At 72.1% G+C, this 20,216-nt stretch carries 16 protein-coding genes; 3 read left to right on the plus strand and 13 right to left on the minus strand.

Annotated features, from left to right (window positions below; translation table 11 throughout):
* Window positions 1-119: 119 nt before the first annotated feature.
* Window positions 120-1,586, minus strand: coding sequence for a diaminobutyrate--2-oxoglutarate transaminase family protein (locus tag ACZ4AA_RS15375; RefSeq protein WP_467601265.1), 1,467 nt, complete (start codon window positions 1,584-1,586; stop codon window positions 120-122).
* A 348-nt stretch (window positions 1,587-1,934) separates the two neighbouring features.
* Here ACZ4AA_RS15375 and ACZ4AA_RS15380 point away from each other — a divergent pair, with 348 nt between their 5' ends.
* Window positions 1,935-3,167, plus strand: coding sequence for a trypsin-like serine peptidase (locus tag ACZ4AA_RS15380; RefSeq protein ID WP_467601267.1), 1,233 nt, complete (start codon window positions 1,935-1,937; stop codon window positions 3,165-3,167).
* Window positions 3,168-3,326: 159 nt separating this feature from the next.
* On the opposite strand, the gene hflX is transcribed toward ACZ4AA_RS15380, so the two are convergent.
* The 6 genes from hflX to miaA all read right to left on the minus strand — a co-directional run bounded on the left by hflX (window position 3,327) and on the right by miaA (window position 12,041).
* Entirely contained in the window at window positions 3,327-4,823 is a 1,497-nt protein-coding gene (hflX, locus tag ACZ4AA_RS15385) for a GTPase HflX (RefSeq protein WP_467601269.1), read from the minus strand.
* Window positions 4,824-5,111: 288 nt separating this feature from the next.
* Window positions 5,112-6,608, minus strand: a complete 1,497-nt coding sequence (locus tag ACZ4AA_RS15390) for a M1 family metallopeptidase (protein WP_467601271.1) — start codon at window positions 6,606-6,608, stop codon at window positions 5,112-5,114.
* A gap of 331 nt (window positions 6,609-6,939) precedes the next feature.
* Window positions 6,940-9,159 (minus strand): RelA/SpoT family protein, encoded by a 2,220-nt coding sequence (locus ACZ4AA_RS15395; RefSeq protein WP_467601273.1) that lies wholly within the window; start codon window positions 9,157-9,159, stop codon window positions 6,940-6,942.
* 279 nt (window positions 9,160-9,438) lie between these two features.
* Complete coding sequence (gene dapF, locus ACZ4AA_RS15400) at window positions 9,439-10,308, minus strand: diaminopimelate epimerase (protein WP_467601275.1); 870 nt, start codon at window positions 10,306-10,308, stop codon at window positions 9,439-9,441.
* A gap of 147 nt (window positions 10,309-10,455) precedes the next feature.
* Complete coding sequence (locus ACZ4AA_RS15405) at window positions 10,456-10,995, minus strand: hypothetical protein (RefSeq protein WP_467601374.1); 540 nt, start codon at window positions 10,993-10,995, stop codon at window positions 10,456-10,458.
* 107 nt (window positions 10,996-11,102) lie between these two features.
* Entirely contained in the window at window positions 11,103-12,041 is a 939-nt protein-coding gene (gene miaA, locus ACZ4AA_RS15410; protein ID WP_467601277.1) for a tRNA (adenosine(37)-N6)-dimethylallyltransferase MiaA, read from the minus strand.
* Window positions 12,042-12,262: 221 nt separating this feature from the next.
* Here miaA and ACZ4AA_RS15415 point away from each other — a divergent pair, with 221 nt between their 5' ends.
* Complete coding sequence (locus ACZ4AA_RS15415) at window positions 12,263-12,517, plus strand: antitoxin (RefSeq protein WP_467601280.1); 255 nt, start codon at window positions 12,263-12,265, stop codon at window positions 12,515-12,517.
* Window positions 12,518-12,574: 57 nt separating this feature from the next.
* On the opposite strand, the gene ACZ4AA_RS15420 is transcribed toward ACZ4AA_RS15415, so the two are convergent.
* The 4 genes from ACZ4AA_RS15420 to ACZ4AA_RS15435 form a co-directional block, all read right to left on the minus strand.
* Window positions 12,575-13,375: a class III extradiol dioxygenase subunit B-like domain-containing protein gene (locus ACZ4AA_RS15420; RefSeq protein ID WP_467601282.1), complete on the minus strand. Its 801-nt coding sequence runs from the start codon at window positions 13,373-13,375 to the stop codon at window positions 12,575-12,577.
* Window positions 13,376-13,551: 176 nt separating this feature from the next.
* Window positions 13,552-15,078, minus strand: coding sequence for a tRNA (N6-isopentenyl adenosine(37)-C2)-methylthiotransferase MiaB (miaB, locus tag ACZ4AA_RS15425; protein WP_467601284.1), 1,527 nt, complete (start codon window positions 15,076-15,078; stop codon window positions 13,552-13,554).
* Window positions 15,079-15,189: 111 nt separating this feature from the next.
* Window positions 15,190-16,068, minus strand: a complete 879-nt coding sequence (locus ACZ4AA_RS15430; RefSeq protein ID WP_467601286.1) for an alpha/beta fold hydrolase — start codon at window positions 16,066-16,068, stop codon at window positions 15,190-15,192.
* A gap of 110 nt (window positions 16,069-16,178) precedes the next feature.
* Window positions 16,179-16,637, minus strand: a complete 459-nt coding sequence (locus ACZ4AA_RS15435; RefSeq protein ID WP_467601288.1) for a pyrophosphohydrolase domain-containing protein — start codon at window positions 16,635-16,637, stop codon at window positions 16,179-16,181.
* 88 nt (window positions 16,638-16,725) lie between these two features.
* On the opposite strand from ACZ4AA_RS15435, the gene ACZ4AA_RS15440 reads away from it, so the two are divergent.
* Window positions 16,726-17,724, plus strand: coding sequence for a TAXI family TRAP transporter solute-binding subunit (locus ACZ4AA_RS15440; RefSeq protein WP_467601290.1), 999 nt, complete (start codon window positions 16,726-16,728; stop codon window positions 17,722-17,724).
* 113 nt (window positions 17,725-17,837) lie between these two features.
* Here the strand turns inward: ACZ4AA_RS15440 and ACZ4AA_RS15445 are convergent, their stop codons facing one another.
* Both ACZ4AA_RS15445 and ACZ4AA_RS15450 read right to left on the minus strand, forming a co-directional pair.
* Entirely contained in the window at window positions 17,838-19,244 is a 1,407-nt protein-coding gene (locus ACZ4AA_RS15445; protein ID WP_467601292.1) for a HAMP domain-containing sensor histidine kinase, read from the minus strand.
* Window positions 19,245-19,253: 9 nt separating this feature from the next.
* Window positions 19,254-19,940: a response regulator transcription factor gene (locus ACZ4AA_RS15450; RefSeq protein ID WP_467601294.1), complete on the minus strand. Its 687-nt coding sequence runs from the start codon at window positions 19,938-19,940 to the stop codon at window positions 19,254-19,256.
* Between the last annotated feature and the right edge of the window lie 276 nt (window positions 19,941-20,216).

A 20,216-nucleotide genomic window follows, 5' to 3' on the forward strand; every position in this document is an offset into this window, starting at 1 on the left:
GGGTGGCGTTCACGAGAGGTTCCTTGCGGGTCGTTCGGGCTCGTACGGTGACGAGACCGGGGTGGAGCCGGGGTGCGCCGGGCTCTGCTGCGTTCCTGGTCGGTGGCGGGGCCGGGCGGTCACAGAGGACTCTCGGCACCCCGTGCCGCGTCTCTCCCGGCTCTCCGGTCCACGGGCCCCGCCGAGCTCACCGCTCTCACGGCGTCCGCGAGCCGGTCCAGTACGGCGGACGCCTGCTCGTCGCTGATGGTCAGGGGCGGCAGCAGCCGTACGACGCTCGACCCGCGGCCGCCGAGTTCCACGATCAGCCCCCGGCGCAGGCACTCCCGCTGGACGGCGGCGGCGCGTTCGGGGGCGGCGGGGAGGGGGCCGTCGGGTCCGGGATGCGGCGCCCCTTCGGGGTCCACGAGTTCGAGGCCGATCATCAGCCCGCGTCCGCGTACGTCGCCGACGCAGGGGAACTCTCGGGCCAGTGCGCGCAGTTGCTCCTGCATGCGGGCCCCGACGGTCGCCGCACGCTCGGCGAGGCCGTGCTCGCGGACGTACGCCAGGGTGGCCGTGCCCGCGGCCATGGCCAGTTGGTTGCCGCGGAACGTGCCGGCGTGCGCGCCTGGCTGCCAGACGTCGAGGTCGTCGCGGTAGACGACGACGGCCAGCGGCAGGCTGCCGCCGATGGCCTTGGACATCACCATCACGTCCGGGGTGATCCCGCTGTGCTCCACGGCCCAGAAGGCGCCGGTGCGGCCCACGCCCGTCTGGACCTCGTCCACGATCAGCGGGATGGACCGGTCCCGGGTGATCTCGCGCATCCGCCGCGTCCAGGCGTCCGGCGCCGGAATGACCCCACCCTCGCCCTGGACGAGTTCGAGGATCATCCCGGCGGGGAGCGGGACACCCGATTTGGTGTCGTCGAGGAGGGACTCCGTCCAGCGCGCGCCGAGTTCCGCGCCGCGGTCGCCGCCGATGCCGAACGGGCAGCGGTAGTCCTGCGGATAGGGCAGACGCGCCACCCGTACGTCGGTCGCGCCGCCGGACGCGTCGAGCGCCCCCGCGGTCATCCCGTGATAGGCGCCGGTGAACGCGAGCATGCTGGTGCGGCCGGTGGCCGTGCGCACCAGTTTGAACGCGGCCTCCACGGCGTCCGTCCCGGCCGGTCCGCAGAACTGGACCCGCGCGCGCTCGGCGAACCGCGGGGGAAGCGTACTGAACAACTCGGTGGTGAAGGCGTCCTTGACCGGTGTCGCGAGGTCCAGGACGTGCAGGGGCGCCCCCGAGTCGAGGACCTTTCTGATGGCTTCGAGGACGACGGGGTGGTTGTGTCCGAGGGCCAGGGTCCCGGCTCCGGAGAGGCAGTCGAGATAGCGGCGCCCGTCGGCACCCTCGATCGTCAGACCGCGGGCCCTTACGGGAACGATCGGCAGGGCGCGCGCGTACGTACGGGCCGCCGATTCGCGCGCCGACTGGCGCCGCAGGATGCCCTCGTGCGCGGCGCGCGCCCGAGCGGCCGCTCCGGCGCCGGTGTCCCGCGCCTCCTCGGACTCCCCTGGCGCCCCCACCGGCACCACCGCTGACTCGGTCACGGCCACGACTTCAGGTCCTCCCGCTGTTCAGAGGCGAGTTGGCAGGAGGGTCCGGACGCAGACGGCAGGCCCCCCGTACGTACCAACGACGCCGGTCGCGTTGAGAAGCGGGTGAATTCCGGGTTCCTTACCGGTTCTTTGCCGGGGCCGACCGGGGCCCCTCCTTCGTGACCGTCCGTCAGAACGCGGTGGGCCACCGCGGACACTCCCCCGTAGCGGAACCGTTGCCGTTCCGTCGGGCACCCCGGATGACGACCGCATAGTCTGTGATGCCGTTCGGCCCTGCCGGACGCACCGCTTCAGATGCCCGCAGACGCACCGCACAGTTCCCATACGTGCAGGGGGAGTTACACCATGCGATCCATACGCCCGCCCTTCGCCGCCCGTCGAGGCAGGAGCGCGCGCCGCAGAACGTCCCCCGCCCTGGCCGCCGTCGGCCTCGTCGCGGCCCTGACACTGACGGCGACCGCCTGCGACTCGGGCGGCACCGACACCGCGAGCGGTGAGCCGACCGCGACCGCCTCCCAGGGCGGCGACGGCAAGATCCAGATCCCCGACGACATCAAGAACAAGCTCAAAGAGCACGGCATCGACATCGACAAGTGGAAGGGCGGCGCCTGGAAGAACTGGGACAAGGACGAATGGCTGCGCCAGGCCGACGACTTCGTCAACCCGATCATCAAGGGTCTCTGGGACCCGGCCCGTATGCGCCGTGCCGACGACCCGGACAAGAACAAGGGCGTCGACGACAACGACCTCAGCGGTGACCAGGGCGTCACCGACCCGGAACCGGCCCCGGTGACGGCGCAGGCCGTCAAGACGTCGTACCACGCGAACGTGCCCGAGTCCGGCAAGGTGTTCTTCGACTCCCCCGAGGGCACGATGGTCTGCTCGGCGACGGTGGTCGAGGACCCGGCGCACCCGGGCAAGTCCAACCTCGTGTGGACCGCGGGCCACTGTGTGCACGCGGGCAAGAAGGGCGGCTGGTACCGCAACATCGCCTTCGTCCCGTCCTACAACGACCAGGGCCGCACCGAGGCGCAGCTGGAGAACGCCCCGCGCCAGGAGGTGGCTCCGTACGGCGTGTGGTGGAGCGACTGGGCGCAGACCTCGGACCAGTGGATCGAGCGGGGCGGGTCGACGGGCGGCCAGGGAGCCTCGTACGACTACGCGGTGCTGCATGTGACGCCGGAGAAGGGCAGTGGCGGCAAGTCTCTTGAGGAGACGGTCGGTTCGGCGCTGCCGGTGAACTTCAACGCTCCGGCCGTGCCCAAGGTGTCGAGCATCACGGCGACCGGATACCCGGCGGCGGCGCCGTTCGACGGCCAGAAGATGTACCAGTGCACGGACAAGCCTGGCCGGCTGTCGGTCGCGCAGGCCGACCCGACGATGTACCGCATCGGCTGCACGATGACCGGCGGCTCCTCCGGCGGCGGCTGGGTGGCCACGGGTTCGGACGGCAAGCGGGCCCTGGTGTCCAACACCTCGATCGGCCCGGTCAAGTTCGGCTGGCTGGCGGGTCCGCGGCTGGGCGCCGTGGCCAAGGGTGTCTACGACTCGGTGAGCGCGAAGTTCGCGGGACGGTGACGCGCCCGGCGTGAGCCGGACCGGCGGGCGACTCTCCCTGCCGGTCCCTCCAGTCTCCTCGCACCGACGGCATGACGAAGGCCCGCCCCCTCGAAAGGGGGCGGGCCTTCACGTGCCGTGTCCGGAGCGATCGCCTGCCGGCGGACCGGTCCGGCTGCGTCAGCGGAGCGCCGGTGACGCGACGTACGGAGCGAGGTCCGCCGCGAGCTCCTCGTGAACCCGCGCCTTGAGCAGGGTGCCCTCCTCGGTGTGCTCCTCGGAGATCACCTCGCCCTCGGTGTGGGCACGGGCGACCAGCTTGCCGTGCGTGTACGGGACGAGCGCCTCGACCTCGACCGAGGGGCGCGGCAGCTCGTTGTCGATCAGGGCGAGGAGTTCGTCCATGCCCTGGCCCGTACGCGCGGAGACCGCGATGGAGCGCTTCTCGATCCGCAGCAGGCGCTGGAGCACCAGCGGGTCCGCCGCGTCCGCCTTGTTGATCACCACGATCTCGGGGACCTTGGTCGCGCCGACCTCGGTGATGACCTCGCGCACGGCCGCCAGCTGCTCCTCCGGTGCCGGGTGCGAACCGTCCACGACGTGCAGGATCAGGTCGGAGTTGCCGACCTCCTCCATGGTGGAGCGGAACGCCTCGACCAGGTGGTGCGGCAGATGCCGGACGAAACCGACGGTGTCGACCAGGGTGTACAGCCGCCCGCTCGGGGTCTCGGCCCGGCGCACGGTCGGGTCGAGGGTCGCGAACAGCGCGTTCTCGACGAGGACGCCCGCGCCCGTGAGGCGGTTGAGCAGGGACGACTTGCCGGCGTTGGTGTAACCGGCGATGGCGACCGAGGGCACCTTGTTCCGGCGGCGCTCCTGGCGCTTGATCTCGCGGCCGGTCTTCATCTCCGCGATCTCCCGGCGCATCTTCGCCATCTTCTCGCGGATACGGCGCCGGTCCGTCTCGATCTTGGTCTCACCGGGACCACGGGTGGCGAGGCCGCCGCCCTTGCCGCCGCCCATCTGACGGGACAGCGACTGACCCCAGCCTCGCAGCCTCGGCAGCATGTACTGCATCTGCGCGAGCGCCACCTGCGCCTTGCCCTCACGGGACTTGGCGTGCTGGGCGAAGATGTCGAGGATCAGGGCGGTGCGGTCGATGACCTTGACCTTGACGACGTCCTCGAGGTGGATCAGCTGGCCGGGGCTCAGCTCACCGTCGCAGATCACGGTGTCCGCGCCCGTCTCGATGACGATGTCCCGGAGTTCGTTGGCCTTGCCGGAACCGATGTACGTGGCCGCGTCGGGCTTGTCGCGGCGCTGGACGACGCCGTCGAGCACGAGCGCTCCCGCGGTCTCCGCGAGGGCGGCCAGCTCGGCCAGCGAGTTGTCGGCGTCCTTGATGGTTCCCGAGGTCCAGACACCGACGAGGACGACGCGCTCCAGGCGGAGCTGTCGGTACTCGACCTCGGTGACGTCCTCGAGCTCGGTGGAGAGGCCCGCCACGCGGCGCAGGGCCGCGCGCTCGGAGCGTTCGAACTGCTCGCCGTCCCGGTCTCCGTCGATCTCGTGGCTCCAGGCGACGTCCTCTTCCATCAGGGCATCGGCCCGAAGACCTTCGGGGTGGTTCTGCGCGGAGGTCTGCGCGTCCTGGGAAGGGGAAGAAGAGGAGGTCATTGGATCCTTACGTAGAGGGGATGAGCTGCGGGCCGACGGATGCCGCCCCACGAAGGGAACAACGTCCACGACCTCCGGGAGATTCCCGGTTCCGGTCCGGCCAACCCTCCGAAGGGGGCGGTGCCACCGGCTCGAAGATGGTCCCACGGTGTGGTGGGGCACGTCACGCGACTTATCGTGACCCGCCGGACACGCGGATCAGGCGACGTGACGTTCCCACCGGACACGCGGATGAGGTGACGCACGGTGACCCGTCGGCCACTCCGGGCGTCCTCCCGTACCGCGTCCTCACCTGCTCTTGAGTGCCTTCGGGGCGTCGCTCCTCCAGGCCGGGTGTCCCGGCATCGGCGGGGTCTTCGCGCCGTACAGCCACGCCTTGAAGAACCCGCGCAGATCGCGGGCGGCGACGGCGGAGGCGAGGTCCACGAAGTCGGCCGTCGAGGCCACACCGTCGCGGTTGACGCTCACCCACGTGCGCTCCAGGCGCTCGAAGGCCCGATGCCCGATCTCCTGGCGCAGCGCGTACAGGGCCAGGGCCGCTCCGTCGTAGACGTTCGGACGGAAGATGCTGATCTTCTGGCCGGGCTTGGGTCCCTTGGGCCTGGCGGGCGGCCCGCCCGCGGCACGCCAGGAGTCGGACAGCCGGTAGGCGGCCTTCATCCGCTTCTCCATGGGCTTGTGCGCCTTCTCCTCGGCGTACAGGGCTTCGTACCAGGTGGCGTGCCCTTCGTTGAGCCACACGTCCGACCAGGTGCGCGGGGTGACGCTGTCGCCGAACCACTGGTGGGACAGCTCGTGCACCATGATCGAGTCGACGTACCACTTCGGGTAGGCGGGCTGGGTGAACAGCTCCTTCTCGAAGAGCGACAGCGTCTGCGTCTCCAGCTCGAAGCCGGTCTGCGCCTGGGCCATCAGCAGCCCGTAGGTCTCGAAGGGGTACGGCCCGACCTTGCTCTCCATCCAGGCGATCTGGCCGGGGGTCTTGCGCAGCCACGGTTCGAGCGCCGCCTTGTCGGCGCTGGGGATCACGTCCCGTACGGGCAGTCCGTGCGGCCCCCGCCGGTGCAGCACGGCGGAGCGGCCGATGGACACCTGGGTCAGTTCGGTGGCCATGGGGTGCTCGGTCCGGTACGTCCAGGTCGTGGCCCCGCGCGCGCGGCGGGTGCCCTCGGGCAGTCCGTTGGCGACGACCGTGTACCGGTCGGGGGCCGTGACGTGGATCGTGAACAGGGCCTTGTCGGAGGGGTGGTCGTTGCACGGGTAGACGAGGTGCGCGGCGTCGGCCTGACCGGCCATCGCGAGTCCGTCCTTGGTCCGTACCCAGCCGCCGTCCTGGCCCTTCGCGCTCACCGGGTCGCTGGTGTGCCGCACGGTGATGCGCAGCGGGAACCCGGCGGGCAGCCGTTCGGCCGGGGTCACCACCAGGTCCTCGCCGGCCTTCGTGAAGCGGGCGGGGCTTCCGTTGACATCGACGGACCGGACGGTTCCGTGCGCGAAGTCGAGGTTGACGCGGTCGAGCGGCTCGGTGGTCAGCGCGTCGATCGTGGTGACGGCCGTCAGCGGCTTGTCGTTGCTGCCCGGGTAGGTGAAGTCGAGGTCGTACGACTCGACGTCGTACCCGGGGTTGCCGAGGGTGGGGAAGAGGCGATCGCCGACTCCCAGGGGCACGGCCGGGTCCGGGGCGCTCGCGGCGATCAGACAGACGGAGACGGCCGAGGCGAGCAGGGCCGCCGCGACGCGGCGGCTCCTCGGGCGTGCGGGCGTGGGGGTGGCGTTGAGCGGCATGGACCACGGCTACCAGCGCACACCGGTCCCGCGCGGGCGACTCGCACCCGGCCCACCCGAACGGGTAGGCGCCGGGGCTCATTGGGGGCAGCGCGCGGGTGGCCTGATCCGGACACTTCCCTGCCGGTCGGCTGCCGTCTCCTGAGTGGTCGTCACACGATCTGGCGTGCTCCGGCGGACCCCTGAGTCACCATCATGTGATCCGTCGGGCGGGGGCCGGCTTTCCCTGAGCGACCGTCACACGCCACAGTCGGCGGCTGTCGGTCCACGCCCTGGCTCACAGTCACCCGGCCTGCCCGTACCGGTCGCGGCCCCGCGGGTCGTCGCCCGGCTACTGGGCCGCGGTCGCCGGATGCTGGGGGCGGCTCACGTCGTACACGCCGGGCACGTTGCGCATCGCGCGCATCAGGCCCGGGAGGTGGGCCGCGTCCGGGAGTTGGAGGGTGTACGTGTGGCGCACCCGCTGCTGGCTCGGGGGTTCGACGGTCGCGGAGACGATGGCGACCCCCTCCGCCGCGATGGCCTCGGTGAGGTCGGCGAGCAGGTGCGGGCGTCCGAACGACTCGGCGACCAGGGTGACGCGGCACTCGGTGGTGTCCCCCCAGCTGACGCCCACCTCCGGGCGTCCCGCGCTCTTCATGCGGTCCGCTCCGGCGCACTCGACGCGGTGCACGGTGACCACTCCCCCGCGGACGGCGAAGCCGGTGACCTCGTCGGGCGGCACGGGCGTGCAGCAGCCGGCCATGCGGACGGACGCGCCGGGCAGGTCGGCGACGGCGCTGGCCGGACGGGCGGTCTGCGCCCCGGCGGCGCGGGCGGCCTGCGTGTCGGCGGGGCGGGGCGGGACCGCGGGGGACGGGCGGGGGCCGGTGGCGGAGGCCTTGGCGGCCTCCTCGTCGCCGGGTGCGGGGTGGGTGGCCATCCAGCGCTGGATCGCGATCCGCGCGGCGGGGGTGTGCGCGTGCTCCAGCCACTCCCTGGACGGCTCGGAGGCGGGGTCCTGGCCCATGAGCAGCTGCACGGTGTCGCCGTCTCTCAGGACCGTACTCAGCGTCGCCAGGCGGCCGTTGACGCGGGCACCGATACAGGCGTGGGCGTCCTCGCCGTACTGCTCGTAGGCCGCGTCGACGCAACTGGCGCCCTCCGGAAGGCCGAGCGAGCCTCCGTCGGCGCGGAAGACGGTGATCTCCCGGTCCTGGGCGAGGTCTTCGCGCAGGGTCGACCAGAAGGTGTCCGGGTCCGGGGCGCCCTGCTGCCAGTCGAGCAGCCGGGAGAGCCAGCCGGGCCGGGTGGGGTCGGCGCGCTCGCCGTCGAAGGAGCGCTCGCCGCCGCCGTCCGGCTGCTCCTCCGACGGCGGAGCGTAGGGATTGCCGAGCGCGATCACTCCGGCCTCGGCGACCTTGTGCATCTGGTGGGTGCGGATGAGGACTTCGGCGACCTGGCCGTCGCCGCGGGTGACCGCCGTGTGCAGCGACTGGTACAGGTTGAACTTGGGGACGGCGATGAAGTCCTTGAACTCCGAGACCACCGGGGTGAGACAGGTGTGCAGTTCACCGAGGACGCCGTAACAGTCGGCGTCCTCGTTCACGAGCACCAGAAGGCGTCCGAAGTCGGCGCCGCGCATCGGGCCGCGCTTGCGCGACACCCGGTGCACGGAGACGAAGTGCCGCGGCCTTATGAGGACTTCGGCCTGGATCCCGGCGTCGCGCAGGACCGTGCGCACCTCCTCGGCGATCTCCGCGAGGGGGTCGCCCGCGCGGCCCGCGTTCTCGGAGATGAGCTCCCGGGTGTGCTCGTACTCCTCGGGATGCAGGATCGCGAAGACGAGGTCTTCCAGTTCGGTCTTGAGTGCCTGCACGCCGAGGCGCTCGGCCAGCGGGATGAGCACGTCCCGGGTCACCTTGGCGATACGCGCCTGTTTCTCGGGGCGCATGACGCCGAGGGTCCGCATGTTGTGCAGCCGGTCCGCGAGTTTGATCGACATGACCCGGACGTCGTTGCCCGTCGCGACCAGCATCTTGCGGAAGGTCTCGGGTTCGGCCGCGGCGCCGTAGTCGACCTTCTCCAGCTTGGTGACGCCGTCTACCAGATAGCAGACCTCGTCGCCGAACTCCTCGCGGACCTGATCGAGCGTCACTTCCGTGTCCTCGACGGTGTCGTGCAGCAGGGAGGCGGTCAACGTCGTGGTCTCGGCGCCCAGTTCGGCGAGGATCAGGGTCACGGCGAGCGGGTGGGTGATGTACGGCTCGCCGCTCTTGCGCATCTGGCCGCGGTGCGAGGACTCCGCGAGGACCCACGCCCTGCGCAGGGGCTCCAGTTTGGCGTCGGGGTGGTGGGCGCGGTGGGCCTCGGCCACATGCCCGATCGCGTCCGGCAGCCGGTCGCGGGCCGCGGGCCCGAGCAGTGCGGCCCGCCCGAGCCGGCGCAGATCGATCCGGGGCCGCGCCTTCTTGCGGTGCGCCGGGGGCACTCCGGGCTCCAGGTCCGCCGTGTGCTGGACGGCGGGCGTTACGGGGCCTGGCGTGGCGGGATTCGTCGCCTCCGCACTCATGGGCACCTCCGGCTGCGTCAGACCGGCGGACGGGTGCCCCATGGCGAACTCGGCTCAGGAGATGGTGTCGATCCCCCGTCCGGGCCGGTGCTTGATGCTACCGACCCCACCACGCCCGGCAGACCGTCTCTCGGCGAGCGTGAAACGGATCACCCATTCGAGCGAAGGTTTTGGGGTTTACGGTTTCGATTTCCTGGAAGGTACGGCAAGGACGTACGACGTCGGTCCCGCGGCCGGAGCGGCGTCGGACCGCTGGGAGGCCCGGTGCCGCCGCGCGGCTCAGCGCGGTGCGGCGGCCAGCCACTCCGCGTCGATCTCGCCCTCGGCGACGATCACCGCCGGGCCCGTCATCTCGATCTCGCCGTCCGGGCGTTCGGTGATGACGAGGCGTCCGCCGGGCACGTCCACGGTGTACGTCACCGGGGTGCCGGTCACGGCGGGGTCGGCGTCGTCGCGGCGGGCGGTGGCGACGGCCACGGCGCACGCCCCCGTGCCGCAGGAGCGGGTCTCGCCGGAGCCGCGTTCATGGACCCGCAGGGCGACATGGCCCGGTCCCCGGTCGACGACGAACTCGACGTTGACCCCGTCCGGATAGGCCGCCGCCGGGGCGAACGGCGGCGGTGCGAACAGATCACCGGCGTGCGCGAGGTCCTCCACGAAGGCGACCGCGTGCGGGTTGCCCATGTTCACATTGCGCGCGGGCCAGCTGCGCCCGCCGACGCTGACGGTGACCTCTCCCTCGGGGAGGAGCGCCTTGCCCATGCCCACGGTGATGTCGCCGTCCTTGGCGATGTGCACGGGCTTCACGCCACCGCGTGTGGCGACCGCGATGTCTCCTTCGGACACATGCCCGGCGCGGTGGAGGTAGTGCGCGAACACCCGCACTCCGTTGCCGCACATCTCGGCGATCGAACCGTCGCCGTTGCGGTAGTCCATGAACCACTCCGCCTCGGCCGCCATCCCCTTGGCGTCGGGGTGCTCGGCGGACCGCACGACGTGCAGCAGACCGTCGCCGCCGATGCCCGCGCGGCGGTCGCACAGGGCGGCGACGGCGGCGGGAGGGAGGTCGACGACGTTCTCCGGGTCCGGGATGATCACGAAGTCGTTCTCGGTCCCGTGGCCCTTGAGGAAGGCGATCCGCGTGCTCATTCCTCGATCGTACGGGGTCGCCGCGGCCGTCCGAGCGGCACGGGGGCGCGAGCCGGCGAAGGAGCGAGTCGACGGGACGTGCGGGCCCGGGGGCGAGCTGACCCCGGGGGGGCGAGCTGACCCGGGGGGGGCGAACTGACCCGGGGGTCAGCGCAGCCGGGCCACGCGTCCGACGGCGAGCACGGCCACGGCGGCGACGATCACGACGTACGCGAGCACCACCCGCCAGTCGGCACGTCGGCCGGAGCCGCGCGGCGGGAGGCCGGGGAGCGCGTAGCCGACGCGGCGGGCGGCCATCATGCCCCAGCCGGCGGCGCACAGGCAGATCAGCAGTCCGAGCATGGCGACCACGGCACCGCCGTCACCGAACTCGAAGGCGAGCGGGAAGGCGAACATCAGGGAACCCGTCGCGGCCAGCGCCACGATCGGCGCGAGCTGCCAGATGCGCAGCAGACGCTGCGGGCGCAGCTCGACCTCGACCTCCGGCTCGGGGGACATCTCGCCGGGGCCCGGGCCGTCGGCGATCACCCCGCCGGGGGTGTCCTCGGGGCCGTCGGAGCTCAGGCGATCTCCGCCCAGCTCCGGCTCGACGCCGGGGTCGGCGTCCGGATCGATGCTCAGACGAACTCCGTCCCGATCAGCGCCGTATTCAGCGCCTCGTGCGGTGTCGCGAGGGCCGGCCTCCATCGCCACGCGCCCTCCCAACTCGGACTTCACTGGTCGATCGAAGCTTGATGATGGCACGGCGCCGGAGGCCCGGATGACGGCCGGAGCGTCCCGATGCCATGACGTGATCAGGCTGTGACCGGTCGTTCGACCAACGCCAGTGCGAGTTCCGGAAGTTCCGTGAGATCGGTCGCAGCCCCACTGAGCCAATGCACCCTGGGGTCGCGCCGGAACCATGAATCCTGACGGCGCGCGAAGCGCTTGGTGGCGCGAACGGTCTCGGCTCGGGCGTCGTCCTCGGTGCACTCCCCGGCGAGCGCCGCGAGCACCTGCTGGTATCCGAGCGCCCGGGACGCCGTGCGCCCGGCGCGCAGTCCTTGCGCCTCCAGCGCGCGGACCTCGTCCACGAGTCCGGCGTCCCACATCCGGTCCACCCGGCGCGCGATGCGCTCGTCCAGCTCGGGGCGCGCCACGTCGACTCCGATCTGGAGGGTGTCGTACACGGAGTCGTGGCCCGGCAGGTTGGCGGTGAAGGGCTTGCCGGTGATCTCGATGACCTCGAGGGCACGGACGATGCGACGGCCGTTGCTGGGCAGGATCGCCCGGGCGGCGCCGGGGTCGGACATGGCGAGCCGCGCGTGCAGGGCGCCCGGGCCGCGCAGGGCGAGCTCCTCCTCCAGACGGGCGCGCACGGCCGGGTCGGTGCCGGGGAACTCCATCTTGTCGACGGCTCCGCGGACGTACAGTCCGGAGCCGCCCACCAGGACGGGCCAGCGGCCCTCGGCGAGCAGCGCGTCGATCCGGGCGCGGGCCAGCCGCTGGTACTCGGCGACGCTGGCGGTGACCGTCACGTCCCAGATGTCCAGCAGGTGGTGCGGGACGCCGCCGCGCTCGGCGGGCGTCAGCTTGGCGGTGCCGATGTCCATCCCGCGGTACAGCTGCATCGAGTCGGCGTTGACGACTTCGCCGCCGAGGCGTCTGGCGAGGAAGACGCCCAGATCGGACTTTCCTGCCGCGGTCGGTCCGACGACGGCGATGACCCGGGGTGCGGGGGGTGTGCTGCTCACTGCCCCAGTCTCGCAAATCCGCGGGCCTCTCCTCCAACGAGCCGCGTGATGCCGCGGTTCACGCGGCGGCCCGCGACGGGCAACGCGGACTTTCGCCCCCACGAGTAACGTATGGAGCTGATATGGGCGTTTTTGAGCGGCTTCTCCGGAGGCCGGAGGCGGCCGACACCGAGGCCGGCAAGGGCTCCCCCACGTAACTGCCGCGCGAGGGAAGGCGGACCATGGGTCTGATGGACAATCTGAGAGCCAGGCTGGAGCCCGCGAAGGACAAGGTCTCCGGGCTCGCGCAGCAGCACGGGGACAAGGTCGCCGACGGGCTCGACAAGGCCGCGAAGATGGTCGACGAGAAGACCAAGCACAAGTACAGCGACAAGATCCACACGGGTACGGGCAAGGCGAAGGACGCCGTGGACCGCCTCGCCCACAAGGACGACGGCACGGACACGCCCCCGCCGGACACGCCCCGCGCGTCCTGAACGACCCGCGCGCCGGCCCCGCCGAGCCCTCCTCGTCGGGGCCGCCGCCCGTCGCGGCTACGACCAGGCCGCCACGAGGTAGCCCACCCCGTAGGGGGCGTCGTCGTAGAGCAGGGCGCCGCCGAGTCCCGCGCCCTCGGCCGCGCCCGCGAGGACCTGCCAGGGGGCACGCCCGGCGGCCTTCAGCTCGTACGCGAGAGAGGCGTCCAGCGCTTTCAGGGCGCCGACGTCGGCCGCCGCGAGCGCCCGCGCGACCTGAGCGTCGAAGGCCTCGGCGCGCTCGTCGAGATAGCCCGGGGCCTTGAGGGTCCTGCACGCGCCGGCGTCCCCCATCACCAGCAGGGCCACGCGGCCGGCCCGTTCGCCGATCCGCTCCCCGGCCCGGACGCACCGCTCGGTGTCCAGGGACTCCCCGACCCCCAGACCCTCCACCGGGGCGTCGGACCAGCCGGTGCGCTCCAGCAGCCAGGCGGCGACGGCGAGGGAGGACGGCAGTTCACGCTCGGAGGACGCGAGGCTCTCGCCGTCCACGTCGGAGTGCGCGCCGTCCACGTCGGGGTTCACGCCGCTCACACCGTCCGCGGCGGTCGCGGTGCCGCCCGCTTCCGGAAGGCCGAGGCGCACGGCGAGGTCGACCCCGAAGCCGCCGAAGGAGCCGCGCGCGCCCTGCGGATGGCGTCCGCGCCCGCTCTCCTCCGCGGGGCCGACGACCACCAGCAGGTCGGGACGGGACGCGGCGAGGACACCGAGCGCGTCGGTGCAGGCGGCACGGGCGGCGTCCAGCTCGGGTGCCGCACCGGCGGCGACCTCGGGGACGAGCAGCGGAGGACAGGGGCAGACTGCGGCGGCTACAAGCATGATCCGCAGCGTAACGCCGTACCCCGCCGGTCCGCCCGGGCCCCGCCCCGGTCCCGTACGCCGTCCCGGCCGCGGCCACCCGCAGCCCCAGCCCCAGCCCCAGCCCCAGCCCCAGCCCCAGCCAGGATCGGCCGCCGTTGTCGACGGTCGCAACCCGCGGGCGACCGGGGTTGTCGTCAGTCGCAGCCGCAGCCGCTGCCCGCGGCGACCGGAAGGGGCTCCGGGGCGCCGATCCTCGGCAGGCCCAGCATGACGCCGGCGGGCTTGGCGGCCTCGGCGGCGTTGCGCTTCTCCCAGGCGTCCCCGGCGCGCGTGCGGCGCACGTCCAGGACGGCGCCCTCGGCGAGCAGGTGGTGCGGGGCGGCGTAGGTGATCTCGACGGTGACCACGTCACCGGGGCGGACCGCTTCGTCGGGCTTGGTGAAGTGGACCAGCCGGTTGTCGGGGGCGCGGCCCGACAGACGGTGGGTGGCGCCGTCCTTGCGGCCCTCGCCCTCGGCGACCATCAGCTCCAGGACGCGGCCGACCTGCTTCTTGTTCTCGTCCCAGGAGATCTCCTCCTGGAGGGCGACGAGACGCTCGTACCGCGCCTGGACGACCTCCTTGGGGATCTGCCCCTCCATGGTGGCCGCCGGGGTGCCGGGGCGCTTGGAGTACTGGAAGGTGAAGGCGGCCGAGAAGCGCGCCTCGCGGACCGCGTGGAGGGTCTGCTCGAAGTCCTCCTCGGTCTCGCCGGGGAAGCCCACGATGATGTCCGTGGTGATCGCCGCGTGCGGGATGTCCTCCCGGACCTTCTCGATGATCCCGAGGAAGCGCTCCTGGCGGTACGAGCGGCGCATGGCCTTCAGGACGGTGTCCGAGCCGGACTGCATCGGCATGTGCAGCTGCGGCATGACGTTCGGCGTCTCGGCCATGGCGGCGATCACGTCGTCGGTGAAGTCGCGCGGGTGCGGCGAGGTGAAGCGCACGCGCTCCAGGCCCTCGATCTTCCCGCAGGCGCGCAGGAGCTTGCTGAAGGCCTCGCGGTCGCCGATGTCGCTGCCGTACGCGTTGACGTTCTGGCCGAGGAGGGTGATCTCGGAGACGCCCTCGCCGACCAGGGCCTCGATCTCGGCCAGGATGTCGCCGGTCCTGCGGTCCTTCTCCTTGCCGCGCAGCGCGGGGACGATGCAGAAGGTGCAGGTGTTGTTGCAGCCGACGGAGATCGACACCCAGGCCGCGTACGCGCTCTCGCGGCGGGTCGGCAGCGTGGAGGGGAAGGCCTCCAGGGACTCGGCGATCTCGATCTGCGCCTCTTCCTGGACGCGGGCGCGCTCCAGGAGGACCGGCAGCTTGCCGATGTTGTGCGTGCCGAAGACGACGTCCACCCAGGGGGCCCGCTTCACGATGGTGTCGCGGTCCTTCTGGGCGAGGCAGCCGCCGACGGCGATCTGCATGCCGGGGCGCTTCGTCTTCATCGGGGCGAGGCGGCCGAGGTTGCCGTAGAGCTTGTTGTCGGCGTTCTCGCGCACGGCGCAGGTGTTGAAGACGACGACGTCCGCGTCCCCGTCCGCGCCCTCGGGCGCCCGCACGTAACCGGCGTCCTCCAGGAGCCCGGAGAGCCGTTCGGAGTCGTGGACGTTCATCTGGCACCCGTAGGTGCGCACTTCGTACGTCTTGGATTCCTGAACGTCCACTGCCTGACTCCGGTCGCCGCTGCTCATGTGACAAGGGTAGGCGGTGCCGGGAGTACGTCCGGACGCCGGAGTCCGTGCACCGGGCCGCCCGTCACAGGACGTGCGGATCCCGGCACCCGGCGTGCGGTCGGCGCGGGGTCATCCGCCCAGCGTGACGAACCGCTCCGCGACGGTCCCAGCGGGGCTCCCGAGCAGGATCGTGTAGTGGTTGGAGCCCTCGACCAGCTCGGCGGGAAGGCCCCCGGGGCCGCCGGTCCAGCGTTCGACGGCGGGCTCGGGCAGCATCGGCGGCTCCTGGCCGAGCAGTCCGAGCGGCGCGCGCAGCAGCAGGGCCGGAACGCGCAGTTCCGTGAGGCGGGCGGCGAACAGGCCGTCGGACGTCAGCAGATCACGTCCGTCGTGGCGCACGGCCTCCTCGCGCACCTTCGAACGTCTGGCGCCCCGGGGCCCCGTGACGTCGTAGCGCACGTAGGCCTCGATGTCGGCGTTCCAGTGCCGTCCGAGTGCCGGATGCGCGCGGAAGAAGTCGACGTAGGCCGCGTCGGTCGCGTACGTCCTGCCGAGGCGGGCCAGCGCCGGTCCGAGCGTGGCGTCCAGGACGGCGTCGGGGTCCGCGCCGGGCGCGAGGGGCAGCGGCAGTCCGCCGTCGACGAGCAGCAGCCGGTCGAACAGCGCGGGCCGGCGCACGGCCGCGAGCAGCGCGACGTAGGCGCCCAGGGAGTGGCCGGTCAGGGCGACCGGCAGGCCGCCGCCCAGGTCCCGGGCCAGGCGGCACAGGTCCAGGGCGTGCCGGTTCAGGCCGTACGGTCCCGGGGTGGCCGCGCTTCCGCCGCGGCCGCGCAGGTCGGGCGCGAACAGGGTCCACTCGTCGGGGAGCCGGCGGGCCACGGCGCGGAAGGACATCCCGGATCCGGTGATGCCGTGGGCCGCGAGAGCGATGCGCGGTCCGCGGCCGAACCTCAGGACACGCAGGACTCCGCCCTCGACGGGGAGATCGAGTTCGGCCGGCTCGTTCATGCGCTCTCCTGGTCGTCGTCGGTGCCCCTGGGACGGCGGCGGGCGTTCGGCCTCCCCACGGGGGCACGGAGCGGCGGGTGCGGCCTCCGCCGCGCGGGCAAGCCCGGGTGCTACGCGTCCGGCACGTTCCACCCCTGCCGTCGCAGCACCTCGGACACGTCCGGTGCCCGGTAGTGCTCTCCCTTGAGGACCTTGCCGTCGGCCCTGCGGGCGACGTGCCCGTCGGGGCCGAGCTTCGTCATGTTGGCCCGGTGGATCTCCGCGATCACCGCGTCGAGGTCGATCCCGTGGACGAGGGCCGTGCCGTACGCCACGTACACGACGTCGGCGAGTTCGTGCGCGAGCCGGTCGAGCGGGCCGTCGACCGCGACCTCGGCGACCTCGGCCGCCTCCTCCGCCAGCAGCTCGCCGCGATGTGCGGCGAGCCGCACGCCGACCTCGGTCGGGGTGCCGCGCACGTCGAGGCCGAAGGAGAGATGGAACTGCCGGACCAGGGAGGCCGGAGAGGACACCGGAGCGGGCGCCGGGGAGGGGGACGGCGGGACCGGGGACGGCGGGGACGACTGCATTCGGCGAGCCTACCCATCCACCGGAACCGCAGCCCCGGTCCGGCGCCGCCCTGGCCAGGACCGGGCCCGGGCTGGCAGGATCGCGCGCATGTTCCAGGCACTCCCCCGCATCGGCCGGCGACCCGCGCTGTTCGGCTCCGCGGCCGTCCTCGCGGTCGTCGGGCTGCTGCTGTGGTGGCTGCTGCCCCTGGGCGAGGAGTCCCCCAGCGGGACGATCACCTTCAGCACGGGCACCCCGACCGGGGTCTACCAGATGTACGGCAAGCTCCTTCAGGGCGCCATCGCCAAGGACATGCCCCATCTGAACGTGCAGCTGCTGAACAGCGACGGATCGCAGGAGAACGTCAGCCGGGTGGCCACCGGCAAGGCCGACTTCACCATCGCCGCGGCCGACGCCGTGGAGACGTACGTCCTCCAGGGCAAGCCGGGGGCGAAGCGGCTGCGCGGCTGCTCACGGCTCTACGACGACTATGTGCACCTGGTGGTCGCGCGCTCCTCGCCCATCCAGTCCGTGGAGGACCTGAAGGGCAGGAAGGTCGCCGTCGGGCCGAGCGGTTCCGGGGTGCGGCTGATCGCCAACCATGTGCTGCAAGCGGCCGGGCTGAATCCCGACAAGGACATCAAGTCCTCCGACGACGGCATCGCGACCATGCCCCGCCTGCTCGAACAGCACAAGATCGACGCGTTCTTCTGGTCGGGCGGTCTGCCGACGAACGCCGTCCAGAAGCTCTCCAAGGCCTACGACATCCGGCTGGTGCCCATCGGCAGCGACCTCGTCGAGAAGCTGCACGAGCAGGGCGGCGCCTCCCGGTACTACCGGTCCGCCGTGATGCCGGCCGACGCCTATCCCGAGGCGCAGCGCGGCTCCGCCGTACCGACGCTGGCCGTGGCCAACTTCCTGATCACCCGGGAGGACGCCGACGCGAACCTCACCGAGGAGCTCACCCGCACGGTGATCGCGAGCCGCGACCGCATCGGCGCCGTGGTGCACGCGGCCCAGCTGGTGGACCTGCGCACGGCGATCTACACGGACCCGCTGCCGCTGCACGAGGGCGCGCGCCGCTACTACCGGTCGATCAAGCCGTAGCACCGACCCGGTACCGGTCGTTCGAGCCGTGGCCGCCGCCCCGTCAACGGTCGGTCGAGTCGTAGCGGCTGCCCTTGTGCAGGTCGCGGAGGTGCCGGAACCCCCGGGTTCGCTCAGGTCGCCTGTTCCGACCTGGGCACTGTCACCGTCACCCGCAGCCCGTGCGGTTCGTGGTGGTCGTACGCGATCGAGCCGCCGCCCGCGGCGAGCAGGGCCCGGGAGATGGAGAGGCCGAGGCCCGAGCCCTTGACGTTCTGGTGCGCGGTGCTGCGCCAGAAGCGGTCGCCGATGCGGGCCAGGTCCTCGTCGCCCAGACCGGGGCCTCCGTCGGTGACCACGACGGTCGAGGACGCGCCGTTCGCGGCGACCGTCACCTCGACGCTCTCCCCCTCGGGTGTGAACTTGACCGCGTTGTCGATCACCGCGTCCAGGGCGCTGGACAGAGTGATGGGGTCGGCCCACGCGGTCGTGGGAGGGCAGTCGCCCGTCAGGCGTACGCCCCTGCTGTCGGCGACCGGCTGCCAGGACGCCACGCGTTCGGCGGTCAGCGCGCCGATGTCGGTCAGCCGTACATCGGCCTCGGCGTGCTCGGCGAGAGCCAGGTCGAGCAGGTCGTCGAGCACCTGGGTGAGGCGCTTCCCCTCGGTGCGGACCGAGGCGATCTCCTCGTTGCCCTCCGGGAGTTCCAGGGCGAGCAGCTCGATGCGCAGCAGCAACGCCGAGAGCGGGTTGCGCAGTTGGTGCGAGGCGTCGGCGACGAAGGCCCGCTGCTGTTCCAGCACGCTCTCGACGTTGTCCGCCATCTCGTTGAACGACCGCGCCAGACGCTGGAGTTCGGGCGGTCCGCCGGCCGGCGCGACCCGGGACTTGAGGCGGCCCGTCGCGATGTCGTGGGTGGTGGCGTCGAGCACGCGTACGGGCCTGAGCACCCAGCCGGTGAGGCGCAGCGCGGCGCCGAGCGCGAGCAGCATCGCGGCGATCTCGCCCGCGCCGATGACCAGCCAGCCGTGCAGGATCTTGGAACGCATCTGCCCGGTGGGCGAGTCGGTGACGATGACGCCGATGACGTCACCGTCCCTGATGACCGGGGAGGCGACGACGAGCCGGCGCTTCTGCCAGGGCCAGACCTGTTCGGGGTCGTGGCTGCGGCGGCTGACGAGGGCCTCGTTGAAGGCGTCGCGGGCCGCGCCGGCCTTGGGCAGGAACCAGCTCTCCGGGGCGTTGGCCATCGGCTCGTCGTCGCGGTAGAAGACGCCGGCCCGGATGCCGTACACCTCGTAGTAGCGGCCGAGTTCGGTGCGCAGGGTCTCGCCGCGCTCGTCCGGGAAGCCCGCCCGGGAGCGGCTCGGGGAGTCGGTGACGTACTGGGCGAGGGCCGCGAAGCGCGCGGTGTCGTCGATGCGGTCGACGACCACGCGCTGCTGTTCCGCCGCCGCGAAGCTCACCGCGAGCGGGATGCCGAGCGCGAGCAGCACGGCCGCCATCAGGACGATGAGCAGCGGGAGAAGGCGGGTACGCACCCGGGCCCGCTACGAAGCCGGGGCGACGAGCCGGTACCCGACGCCGCGGATGGTCTCGATCAGCGCCGGCATGCGCAGTTTGGAGCGCAGCGACGCCACGTGCACCTCCAGCGTCCGGCCGGTTCCCTCCCAGCTGGTGCGCCACACCTCGCTGATGATCTGCTCGCGACGGAAGACCACCCCGGGGCGCTGGGCCAGCAGCGCGAGCAGGTCGAACTCCTTGCGGGTCAGCTGGACCGCCGAACCGTCCACGGTGACCTGGCGGTTGGGGAGTTCGATGCGGACGGACCCCAGGAGCACCAGGTCCTCACCGGGCGCCGAGGCGTCGTCGTGGGCGCTGCGCCTGCTGACGGCGTGGATCCGGGCGAGCAGTTCCCCGGTGTCGTACGGCTTCACCACGTAGTCGTCGGCGCCGAGGTTGAGGCCGTGGATGCGGGAGCGGACGTCCGCGCGCGCGGTGACCATGATCACCGGCGTGGCGGTGCGCTTGCGGATCTTGCCGCAGACCTCGTAGCCGTCCTGGTCGGGCAGCCCGAGGTCGAGCAGGACGACGCCGAAGCCGTCACTCTCCGGGACCAGGGCCTGAAGGGCCTCCTCTCCGCTGCGGGCGTGGGTGACCTCGAAGCCGTGCCGCGCCAGCACCGCGGACAGGGCGGCGGCGACATGGTTGTCGTCCTCGACGAGGAGCAGTCTCATTCCGGCCCCCTCCGGTTCATCGGGCGCGCCGATTCTTGGGTCGTACGGTCTCGGGTCTCATCGGTCGAACGGTCCCCGTTTCAACAAAGTGGTGCACGCGCGCGTGCACCAAGGGAAGTCACGCCGATGGACGGGACGACGTCAAGGGGCTTCGGGTTGCCCGGGGCTTCCGTTACCCAGCCGGTACGCGCTTCCGTGCGGTCACTACGACACGTGTCCGATTGCTATCGGATCGTGATGCTCAGATTCCCCTCAGATGTAATGACGCTGGTCGTA

This window comes from Streptomyces sp. NPDC024698, from assembly GCF_055559015.1.